The 17420-nt window shown below is 65.3% G+C and carries 17 protein-coding genes; 8 read left to right on the plus strand and 9 right to left on the minus strand.

Annotated elements, in window-relative coordinates; genetic code table 11:
• Positions 1-65: 65 nt before the first annotated feature.
• Positions 66-1103 carry a bifunctional riboflavin kinase/FAD synthetase gene (locus GNX71_RS06870; protein ID WP_206177629.1) on the minus strand — a complete coding sequence of 346 codons (1038 nt, stop codon included), beginning with the start codon at positions 1101-1103 and terminating at the stop codon, positions 66-68.
• Between the two features lie 167 nt (positions 1104-1270).
• On the opposite strand from GNX71_RS06870, the gene GNX71_RS06875 reads away from it, so the two are divergent.
• A complete protein-coding gene (locus GNX71_RS06875) occupies positions 1271-1831 on the plus strand; it encodes an HNH endonuclease (RefSeq protein ID WP_093440106.1) in 561 nt (186 codons plus the stop codon).
• 5 nt (positions 1832-1836) lie between these two features.
• Here GNX71_RS06875 and GNX71_RS06880 read toward each other — a convergent pair whose 3' ends face one another.
• The 4 genes from GNX71_RS06880 to GNX71_RS06895 form a co-directional block, all read right to left on the minus strand.
• Positions 1837-2625, minus strand: coding sequence for an enoyl-CoA hydratase (locus GNX71_RS06880; protein ID WP_206177630.1), 789 nt, complete (start codon positions 2623-2625; stop codon positions 1837-1839).
• A 15-nt stretch (positions 2626-2640) separates the two neighbouring features.
• The gene (locus GNX71_RS06885; protein WP_206177631.1) at positions 2641-3993 is read right to left on the minus strand and encodes an alpha/beta fold hydrolase; all 1353 of its coding nucleotides are present in this window, start codon (positions 3991-3993) and stop codon (positions 2641-2643) included.
• 82 nt (positions 3994-4075) lie between these two features.
• Positions 4076-5191, minus strand: coding sequence for an acyl-CoA dehydrogenase family protein (locus GNX71_RS06890; protein WP_206177632.1), 1116 nt, complete (start codon positions 5189-5191; stop codon positions 4076-4078).
• A gap of 12 nt (positions 5192-5203) precedes the next feature.
• On the minus strand, positions 5204-6385 hold the full coding sequence (locus GNX71_RS06895; protein WP_206177633.1) for an acyl-CoA dehydrogenase family protein: 1182 nt from the start codon (positions 6383-6385) through the stop codon (positions 5204-5206).
• Between the two features lie 129 nt (positions 6386-6514).
• On the opposite strand from GNX71_RS06895, the gene purN reads away from it, so the two are divergent.
• Complete coding sequence (purN, locus tag GNX71_RS06900; RefSeq protein WP_206177634.1) at positions 6515-7111, plus strand: phosphoribosylglycinamide formyltransferase; 597 nt, start codon at positions 6515-6517, stop codon at positions 7109-7111.
• 64 nt (positions 7112-7175) lie between these two features.
• Entirely contained in the window at positions 7176-7481 is a 306-nt protein-coding gene (locus GNX71_RS06905) for an I78 family peptidase inhibitor (protein ID WP_241027186.1), read from the plus strand.
• 21 nt (positions 7482-7502) lie between these two features.
• Here GNX71_RS06905 and GNX71_RS06910 read toward each other — a convergent pair whose 3' ends face one another.
• Positions 7503-7736, minus strand: coding sequence for a DUF1653 domain-containing protein (locus GNX71_RS06910; protein WP_206177636.1), 234 nt, complete (start codon positions 7734-7736; stop codon positions 7503-7505).
• Positions 7737-7787: 51 nt separating this feature from the next.
• On the opposite strand from GNX71_RS06910, the gene GNX71_RS06915 reads away from it, so the two are divergent.
• The 3 genes from GNX71_RS06915 to GNX71_RS06925 all read left to right on the plus strand — a co-directional run bounded on the left by GNX71_RS06915 (position 7788) and on the right by GNX71_RS06925 (position 12288).
• Positions 7788-9641 carry a M48 family metallopeptidase gene (locus GNX71_RS06915; protein ID WP_206177637.1) on the plus strand — a complete coding sequence of 618 codons (1854 nt, stop codon included), beginning with the start codon at positions 7788-7790 and terminating at the stop codon, positions 9639-9641.
• Between the two features lie 28 nt (positions 9642-9669).
• Positions 9670-10941: an RsmB/NOP family class I SAM-dependent RNA methyltransferase gene (locus GNX71_RS06920; protein WP_206177638.1), complete on the plus strand. Its 1272-nt coding sequence runs from the start codon at positions 9670-9672 to the stop codon at positions 10939-10941.
• Between the two features lie 132 nt (positions 10942-11073).
• Complete coding sequence (locus GNX71_RS06925; protein ID WP_206177639.1) at positions 11074-12288, plus strand: fatty acid desaturase; 1215 nt, start codon at positions 11074-11076, stop codon at positions 12286-12288.
• 160 nt (positions 12289-12448) lie between these two features.
• Here GNX71_RS06925 and rpmG read toward each other — a convergent pair whose 3' ends face one another.
• From rpmG to trxB, 3 genes are all read right to left on the minus strand, one after another.
• On the minus strand, positions 12449-12622 hold the full coding sequence (gene rpmG, locus GNX71_RS06930) for a 50S ribosomal protein L33 (protein ID WP_007830291.1): 174 nt from the start codon (positions 12620-12622) through the stop codon (positions 12449-12451).
• Positions 12623-12633: 11 nt separating this feature from the next.
• A complete protein-coding gene (rpmB, locus tag GNX71_RS06935; RefSeq protein WP_007830293.1) occupies positions 12634-12867 on the minus strand; it encodes a 50S ribosomal protein L28 in 234 nt (77 codons plus the stop codon).
• A gap of 183 nt (positions 12868-13050) precedes the next feature.
• The gene (gene trxB, locus GNX71_RS06940) at positions 13051-14010 is read right to left on the minus strand and encodes a thioredoxin-disulfide reductase (RefSeq protein WP_206177640.1); all 960 of its coding nucleotides are present in this window, start codon (positions 14008-14010) and stop codon (positions 13051-13053) included.
• A 181-nt stretch (positions 14011-14191) separates the two neighbouring features.
• On the opposite strand from trxB, the gene GNX71_RS06945 reads away from it, so the two are divergent.
• Positions 14192-14866 (plus strand): Crp/Fnr family transcriptional regulator, encoded by a 675-nt coding sequence (locus GNX71_RS06945; RefSeq protein ID WP_042580841.1) that lies wholly within the window; start codon positions 14192-14194, stop codon positions 14864-14866.
• Positions 14867-14960: 94 nt separating this feature from the next.
• Entirely contained in the window at positions 14961-17381 is a 2421-nt protein-coding gene (locus GNX71_RS06950) for a DNA translocase FtsK (RefSeq protein ID WP_206177641.1), read from the plus strand.
• Positions 17382-17420: the final 39 nt, after the last annotated feature.

Consider the following 17420-nt stretch of genomic DNA (forward strand, 5'->3'; position numbering starts at 1 on the left):
CGGTGCGGAAGATATAGCCGTTCGCCCTGAGCTTGTCGAAGGGCGGCAGCACGGGGCGTGCAGGGCTAAATTCGGTCGCGCGTGGTCTGGCGGTGGGTTTCGGCGTGGGTGGATGCAAAGAACGCGCGTGCGTCGCGCCCATCCTTGGCGATGCCCGCAGTGAGGGCCTCGAGGCTGGTGTAGCGCAATTCGTCGTGCAGTTTGTGCAGGAGTTCCACGCGGACGATTTTACCGTAGGCCCCTTCGGACCCCAGATGCGAGGGCCACTCCAGGCAATGGGTCTCCAGCAGCACCCGGCCGCCGTTGACGTCGTTGGCGTCCAGCGAGGGGCGCACGCCGAGGTTGGCCACGCCCGGCAGCGGCTTGTCCGCGAGGCCATGCACCAGCACCGCGAAGATGCCGCTGGCGGCCGGTTTCCAGTGCTTGAAGCGCAGGTTGAGGGTGCGGAAACCGTCGTCCTGGCCCGGCGCCGAGGCGCCCAGCGCGCGGCCGAGCTTGCGGCCATGGACCACATGACCTGAGATCGTGTAGGGCCGCCCGAGCAGCGTCTGCGCATCGGCCATGCGACCCTCGGCCAGCGCCTCGCGCACCGCGGAGCTGGACACGCGCAGGCCGTGCACCTCGTAACTGTTCATGCGCGCCACGTCGAAGCCGCGCGCATCGCCGGCTGCATCCAGCATGGCGTAGTCGCCGGCCCGCTTGGCGCCGAAGCGGAAATCGTCGCCCACCAGCACGTAGCGCGCGCCCAGGCCGTCGACCAGCACGTTCTGGATGAACTCCTCGGGCGACTGGGAGGCCAGCCGGCCGTCGAAGGGCAGCACGATGGTCTGCGCGACGCCGCAGGCCGCAAGCTCGCTCAGCTTGTCGCGCAGCGTGCCGATGCGGGCCGGCGCCAGATCGGGCTTTTTGGTCAGTGCAGCGAAATAGTCGCGCGGGTGCGGCTCGAAAGTCAGCACGCAGCTGGGCAACCCGCGCTGGCGGGCCTCGGTCTGCAACAGCGCGAGCATGGCCTGGTGGCCACGGTGCACGCCGTCGAAATTGCCAATGGTGAGGGCGCAGGCGGGGGCTACGCCCGGGTGCCGGAAGCCGCGAAAAACCTGCATCGGTGAGTATCTTTTTGATAGCGCCTTTCGCCCGTCGAATGGGCGAATCAGGCCGTTTTGTCACAAAGCCGGTATATTGTGACGCAGTGCGTCGCTTGGCGTGGGTCTCCGATGCGCTCCGTGTCCCTGGTCTTTCCGTGTTCTCTCCCTTTCTTGAGGAGGCGTGTGTGAAGGTCTTGAAGCTGTCGGCCCAAGGGCTGCCCCAGTCATGGATATCGCTCGAACAGGCGGTGATCCACTACGCGGCGGACGAAGTTCGCTGGGAAGTGGGCGCGCAGGTGGCGGTGTTTCGCGGCGGCCACAACGCCGTCACGGGCGAGCAGTCGCAGATTGCGATCAACAGCATCATCGGCACCAAGGGCGTGCCGCGCATCAATCCCTTCACCCAGCGCCCGGGGCTCACCAATAGCAAGCTGTTCTCGCGGGACCGCAATGTCTGCGCCTACTGCGGCGGGCATTTCCACGAAGACGAGCTCACGCGCGAACACATCATTCCGTTCGCCCAGAAGGGCATCGACACCTGGATGAACGTGGTCACGGCCTGCAAGCCTTGCAACCACCGCAAGAGCAGCCGCACGCCCGAGCAGGCGAACATGCCACTGCTGTACGCCCCCTACGTGCCCAGCCTCTGGGAAGATTTCATTCTGCGAAACCGCCGCATCCTGGCGGACCAGATGGAATTCCTGATGGCGCACCTGCCGCAGAGCTCGCGGCTGCACGACAGCTAGCTTCTTCAGCGCTTCCAGTCCGGCGGGCGCTTCTCGATGAAGGCCTGAACGCCTTCGAGCGCGCTCTCGTCCATCATGTTGCAGGCCATGGTCTGGCTGGCGTCGGCCAGTGCGGCTTCGATGCCGGTTTCCAGCTGGCGGTAGAACAGGGCCTTGCCGAGCGCGAGCGCCTTGCGGGGCTTGGCGACGATGCTGGCGACCAGCGCTTCGACCGCGGCGTCGAGTTCGGTGGGCACCGCCACCCGGTTGACCAGCCCCTTCTCCCGCGCTTCCCGCGCGCTGATGAATTCACCGGTCACCAGCATCTCGAAGGCTTCCTTGCGTCCGAGGTTGCGCGACAGCGTGACGCTCGGCGTGGCGCAGAACAGCCCCACGTTCACACCGCTGACCGCAAAGCGCGCATCGCTCGACGCCACGGCCAGGTCGCACACAGCCACCAGCTGGCACCCGGCAGCGGTCGCGATGCCGTGCACGCGCGCGATCACCGGCACGGGCAGCCGCTGGATCGACAGCATCATCGCGCCGCAACGCTCGAAGAGCTGCTGGTAGTAGCCGAGCGAGGGCTCCGCGCGCATTTCCTTCAGGTCATGGCCCGCGCAAAAAGCCTTGCCCTCGGCCGCAATGACGACGGCGCGCACGGTTTCGTCGGCTGCGATGTCGCCCAGTGCCGTTTCCAGCGCACCGAGCATGCCCTCCGAGAGGGCGTTGAAGGAGGCCGGCCGGTTCAGCGTCAGCGTGACCACGCCGCGCGCATCGCGTGTGTTCAGCACGAAAGGGGAACTGATGTCGCTCATGTCCGTTGTCCTCGCTCAGTAAGTCAGTTCGAGCACCGTCACATGCTCCTTCACCGCCGGCCATGTCAGGCCGGTGATGCGCTCGCCGTTGAATTCACCGGTGACCGCACGCTGCTGTTCGCTCGCGGCAATCCTCAATCTGGAACTCGACACGCCCGAGCCCTTGGGCGGCACGCCGGCCGGCAGGCTTTGCCCGTCGAAGCGCATCGTGTCGCGCTCCGCATCGAAGTACCCGCGCGGCCGCGTGAAGACCACGACCACGTTGGCGCTGCCATCGCCGGGCGTGATGCGCTCGGGCCGCAGGTTCACGACGCCGCTGCTGCGCGGGAACGGGCTGCGGTAGATGTGCGTGGTGCCGTAGCCGGCCGCGCTCAGCACAAACTCGTACGCCGTGCCGGCTTGCGCACTGAAAGGTCCCCAGCGGCCGTCGGCGCCGATGTTCTTGCTGTGCACCGCATCGCCCTGCCGCACGCCCGTGACCGGGTCGACCGCGTAGATGCGCAGTTGCCCGCCGTTCAGCGAGAGGTTCTCCGCGCCGATCGCACGGCCGTTGAGCACGACGTTCGTCTCGGCCGCCACCGCAGTACTGCGCGGCGCCTGGCCCGTCAGGAACTGCCATGTCGCCGCAAACGCGGCGGGCGAGAACGAGGTCTCGCGGTGATCCGCGCGCGGCAGCACGACATTCGTCGCGCCCTTGAGCGCCGGCCCGTCGAAGCCGATGTTGGTCGGCTTGCCGGGCGTGCCGATCCACACGCCGTCGAGCTGGGCGTACTTGTCGTTGTTGTCCGAGCGCAAGGTGAGCCACTTCACGCCGGGCGTGACCTCGTCGCCATTCGTGCCCTTGGGCGCATTGAGTTGCGTCATGAAGCCCGACAGGCCCGAGAACTCGTTGTTCTCGCGAAAGCCCTTCACGGCCCAGATGCCGTGCGCCGGGTTGCCGCCAAGCACCACATGGCTCACCACGGCCGCGCCGCCGCCGTTCTGCACGTAGTTGCGGATCGTGTTGCCGCCGCGCGAGTTGCCGATCAGCACGACCTTGCTCGCGCCCGTGGCCTTGAGCACCTTGTCGACCTCGGCCTTCAGGAAGACAGCCGAATCGGTGGTCGAACTGCGGCCGGGCTGGGCGATTGCGTCATCGTCGCGGGCGACCGGGTTCGGCTGGTCGACCGCAAAGAGCCGGTCGCGCGGCCAGCCGTTCGACTCGAAGCGCCAGATCGTGGTCTGCCACAGCGCCGCCGAATCGCCGTTGCCATGCATGAAGACGATCGGCGGGCGTTCGGTGGAGGAGGGCGTCGGCGCGGTGGCGCAGGCGGTCAGCATGGCGGTCGAGGCTAGCCCAAGGGCGAGGAGGGTGCGGCGGGATGGCATGTTTCTGTCCTGGCTGGGTTCCAAGTGAAAACGCCCGCCGGCGCAAGGCGGGCGGGCGTTGGATGCTATGGGAAAACTGCTGTCAGGCGAAGACGCCCGCAGTGTCCTGCATGCGCGCGGAGACTTCGCCCAGATGGTGCAGCGTGTCGCCGAAGGTCATCTCGAGCTGCGTGAGCTTGCGGAAGTAGTGGCTGCCGATGTATTCGTCGGTCACCCCGATGCCGCCATGCAACTGCACCGAGTTGGCGGCCACGTAGCGCATCGACGTGCCCAGCTGGTACTTGGCGCGCGCCAGCGCCTGGCGCCGTTCCTCGGCGGGGGCGTTGAGCTTGAGCGTCGCGTAGTAGCTCATCGAGCGTGCGAGTTCCAGCTGCATCTTCATGTCGGCGACGCGGTGGCGCAGCGCCTGGAAGGTGGAGATGGTCACGCCGAACTGCTTGCGCTGGTTCATGTACTCGACGGTGAGGGCGACGGTCTTGTCCATCACGCCGACCGCTTCGGCACAGGTGGCGGCAATGCCGACATCGACTGCGTATTCCAGCGCGGCCAGGCCGTCCGCCGTGATCAGCGTGGCGTCGGCCTTGTCGAACACGACTTCGGCTGCGCGGCCGCCGTCCTGCGTGCCGTAGCCGCGGGCCTCGACGCCGCTTGCGCTGCGCTCGACCAGGAAGAGGGCGATCTTGCCGTCGACCTTGGCCGGGACGATGTACGCGTCGGCTTCGTCGCCGACCGGCACCACGCTCTTGGCGCCGTTCAGCGACCAGCCGTCGCCGGCCTTGGCGGCATGGGCGTCGCACACGTCGAGGCGATAACGCGCCTTGCGCTCCTGGTAGGCCAGCACCACGATGGCCTGGCCACCGGCGATGCGCGGCAGCCAGTTGTCCTTGGTGCCTGCGTCGGCATAGCCGCTGAGCACGGCGCCGGCGATCAGCGTCTGCGCGAACGGTTCCAGCACGATGCCGCGGCCCAGTTCTTCCATCACGACCATGCCGGCCACCGGGCCCATGCCCAGGCCGCCGTCGTCCTCGGCGATATAAAGACCGCCCAGGCCCAGCTCGGCCAGTTCGTCCCAGGCTTCGCGCGAGAAACCGCCCTTGGCCTCGATGCCGCGGCGGCGTTCGAAGTCATAGCCCTTGTCGACCCATTTGCGAACGGCGTCGCGCAGTTGTTCCTGGTCGTCGGTGAAATTGAAATCCATGTTCTTGTCTCCTCAGCCCAGAACCGTCTGCGCGACGATGTTGCGTTGCACTTCGTTCGAGCCGCCGTAGATCGTGGTCTTGCGCATGTTGAAGAAGGTCGACGACAGCGGCGCGATCGCCGGGTTGCCGCCGGGGAAGTTGCCTTGCCAGCCGGCTTCCATCGCCTCGCGGATCAGCGGCAGCGAATAGGGGCCGCCGGCCAGCATCATCAGTTCGCTGTAGCGCTGCTGGATCTCGCTGCCGCGGATCTTGAGCAGGCCCGCCACGTCGAGCGAGTTCTTGCCCGAGGTGGCGGCCGAGAGCACGCGCAGCACCATCATCTCGAGCGCGACAATGTCGACTTCGAGCTTGGCGATCTCGTCGCGGAAGCGCGTGTCTTCGTAGACGCCTTCGCTCTTGGCGATGCGTTTCAGGCGCTCGAGCTCGCGCTTGGCGCGGTTCACGTCGGCGATGTTGGTGCGCTCGTGCGAGAGCAGGTGCTTGGCGTAGGTCCAGCCCTTGTTCTCTTCGCCGATCAGGTTTTCGGCGGGCACCTCGACGTTGTCGAAGAACACTTCGTTGACTTCATGGCCGCCGTCCAGCAGCTTGATCGGGCGCACGGTGACGCCGGGCGACTTCATGTCGAGCAGCAGGAAGCTGATGCCCGTTTGCGGCTTGCCTTCGTTGCTGGTGCGCACGAGGTTGAACATCCAGTCGCCGTACTGGCCGAGCGTGGTCCAGGTCTTCTGGCCGTTGACGATGTACTTGTCGCCCTTGCGCTCTGCCTTGGTCTTGACCGAGGCGAGGTCGGAGCCCGAGCCCGGTTCGCTGTAGCCCTGGCTCCACCAGACTTCGCCGCTCGCGATGCCGGGGAGGAAGCGCTTTTGCTGCTCGGCGTTGCCGAAGGCCATGATCACCGGGGCGACCATCACGGGGCCGAACGGAACGATGCGCGGTGCGCCGGCGAGGGCGGTTTCTTCCTCGAAGAGGTGGCGCTGCACGGCGGTCCAGCCGGGGCCGCCGAATTCGGTGGGCCATCCGTAGCCCAGCCAGCCCTTCTTGCCGAGGATCTTGGCCCAGCTCTGAAGATCGTCGCGCGTGAGTTCGAGCGCGTTGTGCACCTTGTGCGAAATCTCTTTGGGGAGGTTGTCCTTGACCCATGCGCGAATCTCTTCGCGGAACTTCTGTTCTTCGGGCGTGAAGCTCAAATCCATGCGTGCCTCGCTGTGTTGATCGGTCACCGCCGACGCGGTGTGTCTCCGGAGCTTCGAGTTTTAGCACGGTCGTGCTGTGATCTGGTGTCCGCGTTGCGACAAGCGGCCCACGGATAATCCCGCCCTCCCATGAAGAACATCGTGATCCTGATTTCCGGCGGCGGCTCCAACATGGCCGCCATCGTGCGTGCGGCCGAGAGCGACCGCTGGACCGAGCGCTTCGGCGCGCGCATTGCGGCCGTTGTGAGCAACAAGGCCGAAGCCGGCGGGCTTGCGTTCGCCAAGGCGCATGGCATTGCCACCGAAGTTGTGCCGCACAAGGAATTCCCGACCCGGGAGGCTTTCGACCAGGCGCTGGCGAAGGTCGTCGACGCGCATTCGCCGGCGCTGGTGGTGCTGGCGGGGTTCATGCGCATCCTGACGCCGGGCTTCGTCGAGCGCTATGCGGGCCGGCTGGTGAACATCCATCCTTCGCTGCTGCCGGCCTTTCCGGGGCTCCATACCCATCAGCGCGCCATCGATGCGGGCTGCAAGGTGGCCGGCGTGACCGTGCACCAGGTCACCACCGAACTCGACCATGGGCCGATCCTCGCGCAGGCCGTGGTGCCCGTGCTGCCCGACGACACCGCCGCCACCTTGGCGGGCAGGGTGCTGGCGCAGGAGCATCAGTTGTATCCACGCGCCATTGCCGGATGGCTTTCGGATACATCAAGTCACATTCGTTAATTTTGTTTATATTGGCAGGTTTTCGGGGGAGTTCGAAGTGAGAAATAGATACCCAAACCTGCTGGTGACTGTTGCTGGAGCCGCTCTCGTGGCGGGCTGTGCAGCGTCGACACCGGCGCCTGCACCTGCTCCCGCCCCGGCGCCCGCTGCGCGGACGGAGCCCGTCTACCAATGCAATGCCGATGGTGCGAAGTTCGCCGTCGGCCAGCCTCTGACGCCGCAGCTCGAGGCCGCGGCCCGGGCCCGGTCCGGTGCAGGGATCGTCCGCGCGCTGAAGCCGGGCGAGGCCGTCACGATGGAATTCAACGGCGGTCGGCTCAACCTCCATGTCGATGCGCGCAACCGCGTGACCGATGTCGGCTGCGGTTGACGCGTGCCTGCGCCAGCCCGGCTAGATCGGCGTGAACCTGCGCCGCATCACGCCGTCGATCTCGATCGTTTCGCCAAACATTGTGGCGGGGCGTACCCAGAGGCCGTGGGCCCCATAAAGCGCGCGGTACAGCGTCATGGGCTCCAGGGTTTCGCTGTGGCGCACGGTGCCCAGGACTTCGTATTCGCCGCCCTTGTAGTGGCGGTAGCGGCCTGGAGGCGTTTCGATCAGGGGTGGCAGGTCGTCGTCGTTCAACGGGGGCTTCTTTCTTCAAAAACGGTCGGTGCTTGATTTGACGGGAGTCGAATGGATCGCGCGGATTTTGTTCACCTGGTTCGACTGAGCGAGCATGCCAGTGCCGACAACAGCGCACGCTACCGGCGCAGTGTCGCGGCATTCGCTGCGCTCGGCTACCTCTGGGTGCTGGGCTGTCTCGGACTCTCGGTGGGCATCATCGCCTGGGTGGTTTCGTCGCTCGGGCGTGAACGCTTCAGCGTGTCGCACGGCTGGCTGCTGGCTTTTTCCGTGGGGCTGCTCTGGGCCACGGTGCGTGCGCTCTGGGTGCGCTTCGACGAGCCGGAGGGCAAGGAGCTCTCGCGCGCCGATGCGCCGGCGCTCTTCGAGGCGCTGGACCGCATCCGCGGCAAGATCAAGGGGCCGCCGGTCCATCGCGTCTATCTGGACGACGACTTCAACGCCAGCATCCGGCAGGTGCCGCGCTTCGGCCTCTTCGGGGGCGCAGTCAATTCCCTGAGCATCGGCCTGCCTCTTTTGATGATGCTGAACCGGCAGCGGCTGCTGTCGGTGCTGGCGCACGAGTACGGCCACCTGCGCGGCAACCACGGGAAGCTGAGTGCCTGGATCTACCGTACGCGGCTCTCCTGGCTCAAGCTGGACGCGAGCCTGCAGAGCGACGAAGGCGTGATGGCGCTGGTGTCGCAGGCCTTTTTCCGTTGGTATTTCCCGCGCTTCGCAGCGAAGACTTTCGCGCTGGCCCGGCAGGACGAATACGAGGCCGACCGCATCTCGGGCCGGCTGCTGGGCACCGCGGTGGCGGCCGCCGCGCTGACCGAGATCGCGATCAAGGGCAACTGGTACGCCAACGAGTTCTGGCCCTCGCACTGGGCTCGCGCCGAGCTGGAGCCGCAAGCCCCGGGACCCTTCGCGGCGCTGCGCAAGCTTGCCCACACGCCGCCGAGCGACGATTTCGCCCGCCAGGCGCTGCGCGAGGCGATGCGCCGCGTCAGCGACCTGGACGACACCCATCCGGTGCTGCGCGACCGGCTGGAAGCGCTGGGGCAGAAGGCGGTTCTGCCGCCATGGTCGGAGCGGCCGGCACTCGACCTGCTGGCCGACAGCGCGAAATGGATCGGGCATTTCGACAACCAATGGCGCCGCGCCCACGCCAGCGACTGGAAGCAGCACCATGCGCACCGCGCGCGCATCCGCGAGCGCATCGCGGTGCTGGCCGCGCGTGGCGAGCGCAACACACCCGACGAGATGGTCGAGTGGGCCGATTCCGAGCGCCGGCTCGATCCGGCAGCGCTGGTGCGCGTTCGTTACGAGAGCGCACTGCGCATCGCGCCGGAGCACCCGGGGGCGTTGCGCGGGCTGGTCCAGATGCTGCCCGTGAGCGACCGCGCCGGCCGTCTCGCGGTGCTCGAGCGGCTGCACCAGTCGGGCGCCGCCAGCCGCTGGTGGGCCGCCAAGAGCGCCGTCGCTTCGCTGGAAGACCCTGACGCCGGGCCCCACGACGAGGAAGCGTTGAAGCTGTGGCGCGGCCGGCTCAAGGAGGCGGAGGAAGCCGAGGCGCGCGCCTGGGAGGAAATCACCGAGACGCCGTTCTTCAGCCAGATCGGGCGACACGACCTGAACGACCACGAGTTGGGTGAATTGAAGGCGGATCTCGTTCGCTGTCTCCCTGTGTCGCGGGCCTGGCTGGTGCGCAAGAACCTGCGCGAATTCCCTTGGCGCCGTGCGTACATCGTGTTCGTCGAACTGCCGGGGCTCGATGACGGCGACCGCTGGCAGCTGTGCCGCCAGCTGGAGCAGACGCTGACCCTGCCAGGTGCGGCGCTGGTGCTCTGGGCCGGCGATTCGCCCACGCTGGCGGACATCGAGCAGCACGCTTTCGGGGTGGCCTGGACGCGCGAGGGGTAGCACGGCGACCGCCTGAGACAATCGGGGGATGCACCCCAAAGCCCTGTTGGAGGCCACCGCCGATCTGGTGGGCCTTGTCCTGAAATTCGATCACCCGGCCGACCAGGTCGTTTCCCGCTTCTTTCGCGACCACCGCGAGTTCGGCCCGCGAGAGCGCGCTACACTGGCCGAGACCGTCTACACCGTCCTTCGCAAGAAGCTTTTGTTCGACCACCTCTCGCCTTCGGGCAGCGGGTCAAAGGAGCGCCGCATGGCGATCCTCGGCTTTCACGGCCCGCGCGATTTTTTGAAGAGCGCGCTCAACGACACCGAGAAGCGCTGGCTCGACAACTGCGATGCCGTCAAGCCGGACGACCTGCTGGAGCGCCACCGTCACAACCTGCCGGAATGGCTGGTCACGCCGCTCAAGGCGCAACTCGGCGACGGATTCTGGCCGCTGGTCGAAAGCCTGCAGCAGTCGGCACCGCTCGACCTGCGCGTCAATGCGCTGACCGACAAGCGGGCGGAAGTGAAGGCGGAGCTTGCGAAGGCTGCTATTAAATCCGAAGCAACACCGTTCTCGCCCTGGGGCCTGCGCATCGAAGGCAAGCCGGCGTTGACCAAGCTGGATGCGTTCGCCCGCGGCGCCGTCGAGGTGCAGGACGAAGGCTCCCAACTGCTCGCGCTGCTGCTGGATGCCAAGCGCGGCGAGATGGTGGTCGATTTCTGCGCCGGCGCGGGCGGCAAGACGCTGGCCATCGGTGCCACGATGCGGAATACGGGCCGCCTCTACGCCTTCGATACGTCGGCGCACCGGCTCGATGCGCTCAAGCCGCGGCTGGCGCGCAGCAAGCTCTCGAATGTTCACCCGGCTGCCATCGCGCATGAGCGGGACGACCGGATCAAGCGCCTGGCGGGCAAGATCGACCGCGTTCTGGTCGACGCGCCGTGCTCGGGGCTCGGGACACTGCGCCGCAATCCCGACCTGAAATGGCGCCAGTCGCCCAAGTCGGTGGAGGAACTGACGGTCAAGCAGACCGCGATCCTGCAAAGCGCGGCCCGACTCGTGAAGTCTGGCGGTCGGCTGGTTTACGCCACCTGCAGCGTGCTGCCGGAGGAAAACGAAGCCATTGCGGAGGCTTTCGGCGCCGCCAACCCCGATTTCGAGCCGCTTGACGCCGCGGAACTGCTGCAGGGGCTCAAAGTGGAGGGTTTCGAGGCGCTTTGTGCCGGTGGGGCGGACGGCAGGCGCTACCTGCGACTGTGGCCGCACCGCCATTCAACCGACGGTTTCTTCGCGGCCGTGTGGAACCGCAAATAGGGGCGGGACTCCAAACTAGGGTTAATCAGCGCTTTTCCTGAAGGGTAAACGGCCTCGTTTTGGCCCTGTCGCCTTAAAATCGCCGGTTAGCTTAAGGCTGCACCTTCGTGTGGCTATGGAGTACCTGACTCAATGTTGCTTCCTGACTCTGCCGTTCTCAACGCGGCCATCCAATGGCTCGGACACGGCTTGTGGGACCTCACATGGTGGCAAGTCGTGCTGTACACGCTCGTCACCACGCACATCACGATTGCTGCGGTCACGATCTTCCTGCACCGCACGCAAACGCACCGGGCCATGGATCTGGGCCCGATCCCTTCGCATTTCTTCCGCCTCTGGCTGTGGCTCGGCACCGGCATGGTGACCAAGGAATGGGTTGCCATTCACCGCAAGCACCACGCCAAGTGCGAAACGCAGGAAGACCCGCACAGCCCGCAGGTCAAGGGCATCGACGAAGTGTTCTGGCGCGGCGCAGAGCTGTATCGCAAGGAATCGAAGAACAAGGACACGATCGATCGCTACGGCCACGGCACGCCCGATGACTGGATCGAACGCAACCTGTATTCGCGCTACAGCTGGCAAGGCGTGGGCCTGATGCTGGTGATCAACCTGGCGCTGTTCGGCACGCTCGGCATGGCCGTGTGGGCAGTCCAGATGCTCTGGATCCCGATCACCGCCGCCGGCATCATCAACGGCATCGGCCACTACTGGGGCTACCGCAACTTCGAAGCGCCCGACGCCAGCCGCAACATCATGCCCTGGGGCCTGATCATCGGCGGCGAAGAGTTGCACAACAACCACCACACCTACCCGACATCGGCCAAGTTCTCGGTCAAGAAGTACGAGTTCGACATCGGCTGGATCTACATCCAGGCGATGCAGGCCATCGGCTGGGCCAAGGTCAAGAAGGTGCCGCCGAAGATGCAGATGGGCGACATCCAGCCCGTGGCCAACGAGAAGACGCTCGAGGCCGTTATCGCCAATCGCTACGAAGTCATGGCCGGCTATGCCCGCGAAATGCGCCGCGCGACCAGCGAAGAGCTGGCCCTCTTGAAGACCAAGGGCGCCGACCTGTCGGTGCTCAAGGCTGCCAAGCGCTGGCTGCACCGCGACGACGACAAGGTGCCCGCCTCGGCCCGCACGCACATCGTGCAGGCACGTGCAGCCCACCCGGTGCTCGACAAGATGGTGACGATGCGCGAAGAGCTGCGTCAGCTCTGGCTCAATACCTCGCAATCGCGCGAGCAACTGGCGGCCGATCTGGCGGCCTGGTGCCATCGTGCTGAAGCCAGCGGCATTGCGGGTTTGCGCGAGTTCTCGACGCGCCTGCGCGCTGCACGCGCCTGAGAGGCTTGGCCTTTCAATAAGAAAGCCGACCTCGGGTCGGCTTTTTTGTGTCTGCCGTATTTGTGCATTGGTATCGCCGGAGGGGCCAACACAAATCGACAGGCAACAAAAAACCCGCTGGGTAAGCAGCGGGTTTTTCGTTTGGCAAACCAGGGCTGAATTACTTCAGCTTGATTTCCTTGTATTCGACGTGCTTGCGTGCCTTCGGGTCGAACTTCATGATCGACATCTTTTCAGGCATCGTCTTCTTGTTCTTGCTGGTCGTGTAGAAGTGGCCGGTACCCGCGGTGGATTCCAGCTTGATCTTTTCGCGTCCGCCTTTGCTCGTTGCCATGATTCAGCTCCTTAAGCTTGGCCGCGTGCGCGCAGGTCTGCGAGCACGGCGTCGATACCGTTCTTGTCGATCAGGCGCAGTGCAGCGCTCGAAACGCGCAGGCGAACCCAGCGGTTTTCAGTCTCGACCCAGAAACGGCGGTATTGCAGGTTCGGCAGGAACCGGCGCTTGGTTTTGTTGTTGGCGTGGGAAACGTTGTTTCCGACCATCGGGCCTTTGCCCGTTACGTCGCATACGCGTGCCATGTGGACACTCTTTCTTGAACAGCTGGCACCGGCGCAATCGTGGTGATTGCAGGTGTTTTGCAGCTTGACCTCGCCAGAAACGGGTGGCGGTACCCCGGCTTTGCCTGAACGCAGCGAGCCCCCGAGAGAGGGCCCTGTTTCGGCAAAGCCTCGGATTATAGCCCTTTTGGGTTGCGCCCGAATTTAGAGGGTGCCGTCCTGCTCCAGGAAGCGCTGTGCATCCAGCGCAGCCATGCAGCCCGTGCCGGCGCTTGTGATGGCCTGGCGGTACACGTTGTCCTGCACGTCGCCGGCGGCGAAGACGCCCGGAATGCTGGTCATCGTGGCGAAGCCCTGCAGGCCCGAGCGGGTCAGGATGTAGTTGTCCTTCATTTCCAGCTGGCCCTGGAAGATGTCGGTGTTGGGATGGTGTCCGATGGCGATGAAGCAACCCTTGAGATCGATCTGCTCGGTCTCGCCGGTCTGCGTGTTCTTGATCCGGATGCCGGTCACGCCGGTGCCGTCTCCCAGCACCTCGTCGAGTTCGTTGTGCAGCTTCAGAACGATCTTGCCTTCGGCAACCTTCTCCTTGACCTTGTCGATCAGGATCGGCTCGGCGCGGAACTTGTCGCGGCGATGCACCAGCGTGACCTTGTTCGCGATGTTGGAAAGGTACAGCGCTTCCTCGACGGCCGTGTTGCCGCCGCCGATTACGCAGACTTCCTGCTCGCGATAGAAGAAGCCGTCGCAGGTCGCGCAGGCGGAGACGCCGCGGCCCATGAACTTCTCTTCGGAATCGAGGCCCAGGTACTTGGCGGATGCACCCGTGGCGATGATCAGCGAATCGCAGGTGTAGGTGCCGCTGTCGCCGGTCAGAATGAACGGGCGCTTGCTCAGGTCGACCTTGTTGATGTGGTCGAAAACGATCTGCGTCTTGAAGCGTTCGGCGTGTTCGAGAAAACGCTGCATGAGCTCCGGCCCCTGCACGCCATGCACATCGGCCGGCCAGTTGTCGACCTCGGTGGTGGTCATCAACTGGCCGCCCTGGGCGATGCCCGTGATGAGCAAAGGCTGCAGGTTTGCGCGGGCCGCGTAGACGGCCGCGGTATAGCCGGCGGGGCCGGAGCCGAGAATCAAAACCTTGGCGTGTTGGGGAGCAGACATGAATAGAAAACCTAGGATATACGCTGCGTCAGCGTGTACATTTTCAGGGTGGTAGCGATATATATGGAGTATCACCGCCCGGTTCAACACCGGGTGCACGGTGTTTTCAATGCGCGCGATTGTAGTAATCCATTGGCTTGCCTTCTGGACCAACTCCGCGTGCTGTCTCAGGGATTGATAAATGTCGATGCTGTCCAACCTTGAATTGCTTCGGCGCGTTCCTTTGTTCGCGTCGTTGACGGCCACGCAGTCCGCAAGCATCGCGGATGCGATCATCAAGAAGCGCTTCAAGCGCGCCGAAGTTGTCGTGGAGCAGGGCAAGAAGTCCGATGCGCTCTACATCATCCTCACCGGGAGAGCCCGGGTGACCAGTGCCGACAGCCGGGGCCGCGAGGTCATCCTGGCCACGCTGCACCCCGGCGACTACCTCGGCGAAATGAGCCTGATCGACGACGAGCCGCACTCGGCCACGGTGCGCACCGAGATCCAGTGCGACGTCCTCATGCTCGGCCGCGATGCGTTTGCGCGCTGCCTGCCCGAGAACTCCTCAATGGCCTACAACATCATGCGCGGCTTGGTGCAGCGCCTGCGCCATGCCGACCGGAAGATCGAGTCCCTGGCGCTGATGGACGTCTACGGCCGCGTGGCCCGCTCGCTGCTCGAATTCGCGGTCGACGACGGCGCTGGCAACCTCAAGGTGCGCGACAAGATCTCCCGCCAGGACCTGGCCAAGATGGTCGGTGCCTCGCGAGAAATGGTGAGCCGCGTGATGAAGGATCTGGAAGAGCGCGGCTTCGTTCAGACCCTGGACGATGGCTCGATGATCGTCAAGGAACGGCTCCTGACGCTCACCTGAGCGTTCGGGCCGGTCGCTTCTGGCGGCGCCGGCCTTTTGTTGTAGTGTTCGGGCGTCCGGCCCCCGATTTCCAGGGCCGGGTGCCGTGTTTTTCATGACCTATTCGCTCAATACGCTTCAATCTTCTTCTGCTGCCGATGGGCAACCCGTGCGCGTGCGCGCCATGCGCTTCGCCCACGAAATCACGTTGATCGCCGGATTCGCAGCGCTGTTGTTCTGGCTGCTCGCGATGCTGAGCTTCACGCCCTCCGACGCTGCCTGGTCGACATCGGGCACCGGCGGCGACATCAAGAACTGGGGCGGCCGCATCGGCGCCTGGCTGGCCGATGGCAGCTACTACGCGGCCGGCTATTCCGTCTGGTGGTGCCTCGCGGCCGGCTTGCGTGCCTGGCTGTCTTCGCTGGCCAATTGGCTCCGTGGCGGTGAAGCCGCACCGGCCGAGCAGCCCCCGCGCGGCCGCTTCAATCGCAGCCGCCTCGCGTTCTGGTTCGGCCTGATCCTGCTGTTGTGCGCGAGCACCATGCTCGAATGGTCGCGCCTGTACCGGCTCGAATCGCACCTGCCGGGTTCGGGTGGCGGTGCGCTCGGTTATCTCGTGGGACCGGCCAGCGTGCGCTGGATGGGCTTCACCGGCTCGGCGCTGGTGGCCATTGCCGGCGGCGTGATCGGCTCGGCGCTGGTCTTCCGTTTCTCGTGGAGCCTGATTGCCGAGCGCATCGGTGCCCGCGCCTATTCGCTCTTCGAGTCGCGCCGCGAGAAGCGCGAGATGGCCGCCGACATCGCCATGGGCAAGCAGGCGGCCCGCGAGCGCGCCGAAGCCGACGAGCCTGCATTCACGCGCGGCGATTCGGGCAGCAAGGGCGGCGAGCCGACCATGACGACCGATTTCCCCGACGACGAGGAAATCCTCATCGAGCCGCGCCCCAAGCGCCGCCCGCCGTCGCCACCGGTGCAGATCGAACCCGCGATGACCGAGGTGCCCCGAAGCGATCGCGTCGTCAAGGAGCGCCAGAAGCCCCTCTTCAAGGAACTTCCCGACAGCAAGCTGCCGCAGGTCGACCTGCTCGATGCTGCGTTGGCGCGCCAGGAAACCGTCTCCGCCGACACGCTCGAGATGACCTCGCGCATGATCGAGAAGAAGCTCAAGGACTTCGGCGTCGAAGTGCGCGTGGTGCTCGCCTCGCCGGGCCCGGTGATCACCCGCTACGAGATCGAGCCCGCCACCGGCGTCAAGGGATCGCAGATCCTGGGCCTTGCCAAGGACCTCGCGCGTTCGCTCTCGCTGGTGTCGATCCGCGTGGTCGAGACCATTCCCGGCAAGAACTACATGGCGCTCGAACTGCCGAACGCCAAGCGTCAGTCGATCAAGCTCAGCGAAATCCTGGGCTCGCAGATCTACAACGAAGGCAAGTCCATGCTCACCATGGGCCTGGGCAAGGACATCATCGGTAACCCCGTGGTGGCCGACCTCGCGAAGATGCCGCACGTGCTGGTGGCCGGTACCACCGGTTCGGGCAAGTCGGTGGGTATCAACGCCATGATCCTGTCGCTGCTCTACAAGGCCGAGGCACGCGACGTGCGGCTCTTGATGATCGACCCGAAGATGCTCGAAATGTCGGTCTACGAAGGCATTCCGCACCTGCTGGCGCCCGTGGTCACCGACATGCGCCAGGCCGCGCACGGCCTGAACTGGTGCGTGGCCGAGATGGAGCGCCGCTACAAGCTCATGAGCAAGCTCGGTGTGCGCAACCTGGCCGGCTACAACACCAAGATCGACGAAGCCAAGGTGCGCGAGGAATTCATCTACAACCCCTTCAGCCTCACGCCGGACGATCCGGAGCCGCTCAAGCGCGAGCCGCACATCGTGGTGATCATCGACGAGCTGGCCGACCTGATGATGGTGGTGGGCAAGAAGATCGAAGAGTTGATCGCCCGCCTCGCGCAGAAGGCGCGCGCCGCCGGCATCCACCTCATCCTGGCCACGCAGCGCCCCAGCGTCGACGTGATCACCGGCCTCATCAAGGCCAACATCCCCACGCGCATCGCGTTCTCGGTGGGCTCCAAGATCGACAGCCGCACCATCCTCGACCAGATGGGCGCCGAGGCGCTGCTGGGCATGGGCGATATGCTCTACATGGCCAGCGGCAGCGGCCTGCCGATCCGCGTGCACGGTGCCTTCGTGAGCGACGAGGAAGTGCACCGCGTGGTGGCCTACCTCAAGAGCCAGGGCGAACCCGACTACATCGAGGGCGTGCTCGAAGGCGGCACGGTCGATGGCGACGGTGACGGCGACCTGCTGGGCGGTGGCGATGCCGAGAAGGACCCGATGTACGACCAGGCGGTCGAAGTCGTGCTCAAGAACCGCAAGGCCAGCATCTCGCTGGTGCAGCGCCATTTGAAGATCGGCTACAACCGCGCCGCGCGCCTTGTCGAAGACATGGAAAAGGCAGGTTTGGTCAGTGCCATGAGCGGCAGCGGCCAGCGCGAAATCCTGGTGCCCGCGCGCACCGAATAATTGATTGGTGCGGCAGCGGCTCTCAATTCCGGTTACGTG

Origin of the sequence: Variovorax sp. RKNM96, from assembly GCF_017161115.1 — a bacterium.
In the GTDB taxonomy this organism is placed as follows: Bacteria; Pseudomonadota; Gammaproteobacteria; order Burkholderiales; family Burkholderiaceae_C; genus Variovorax.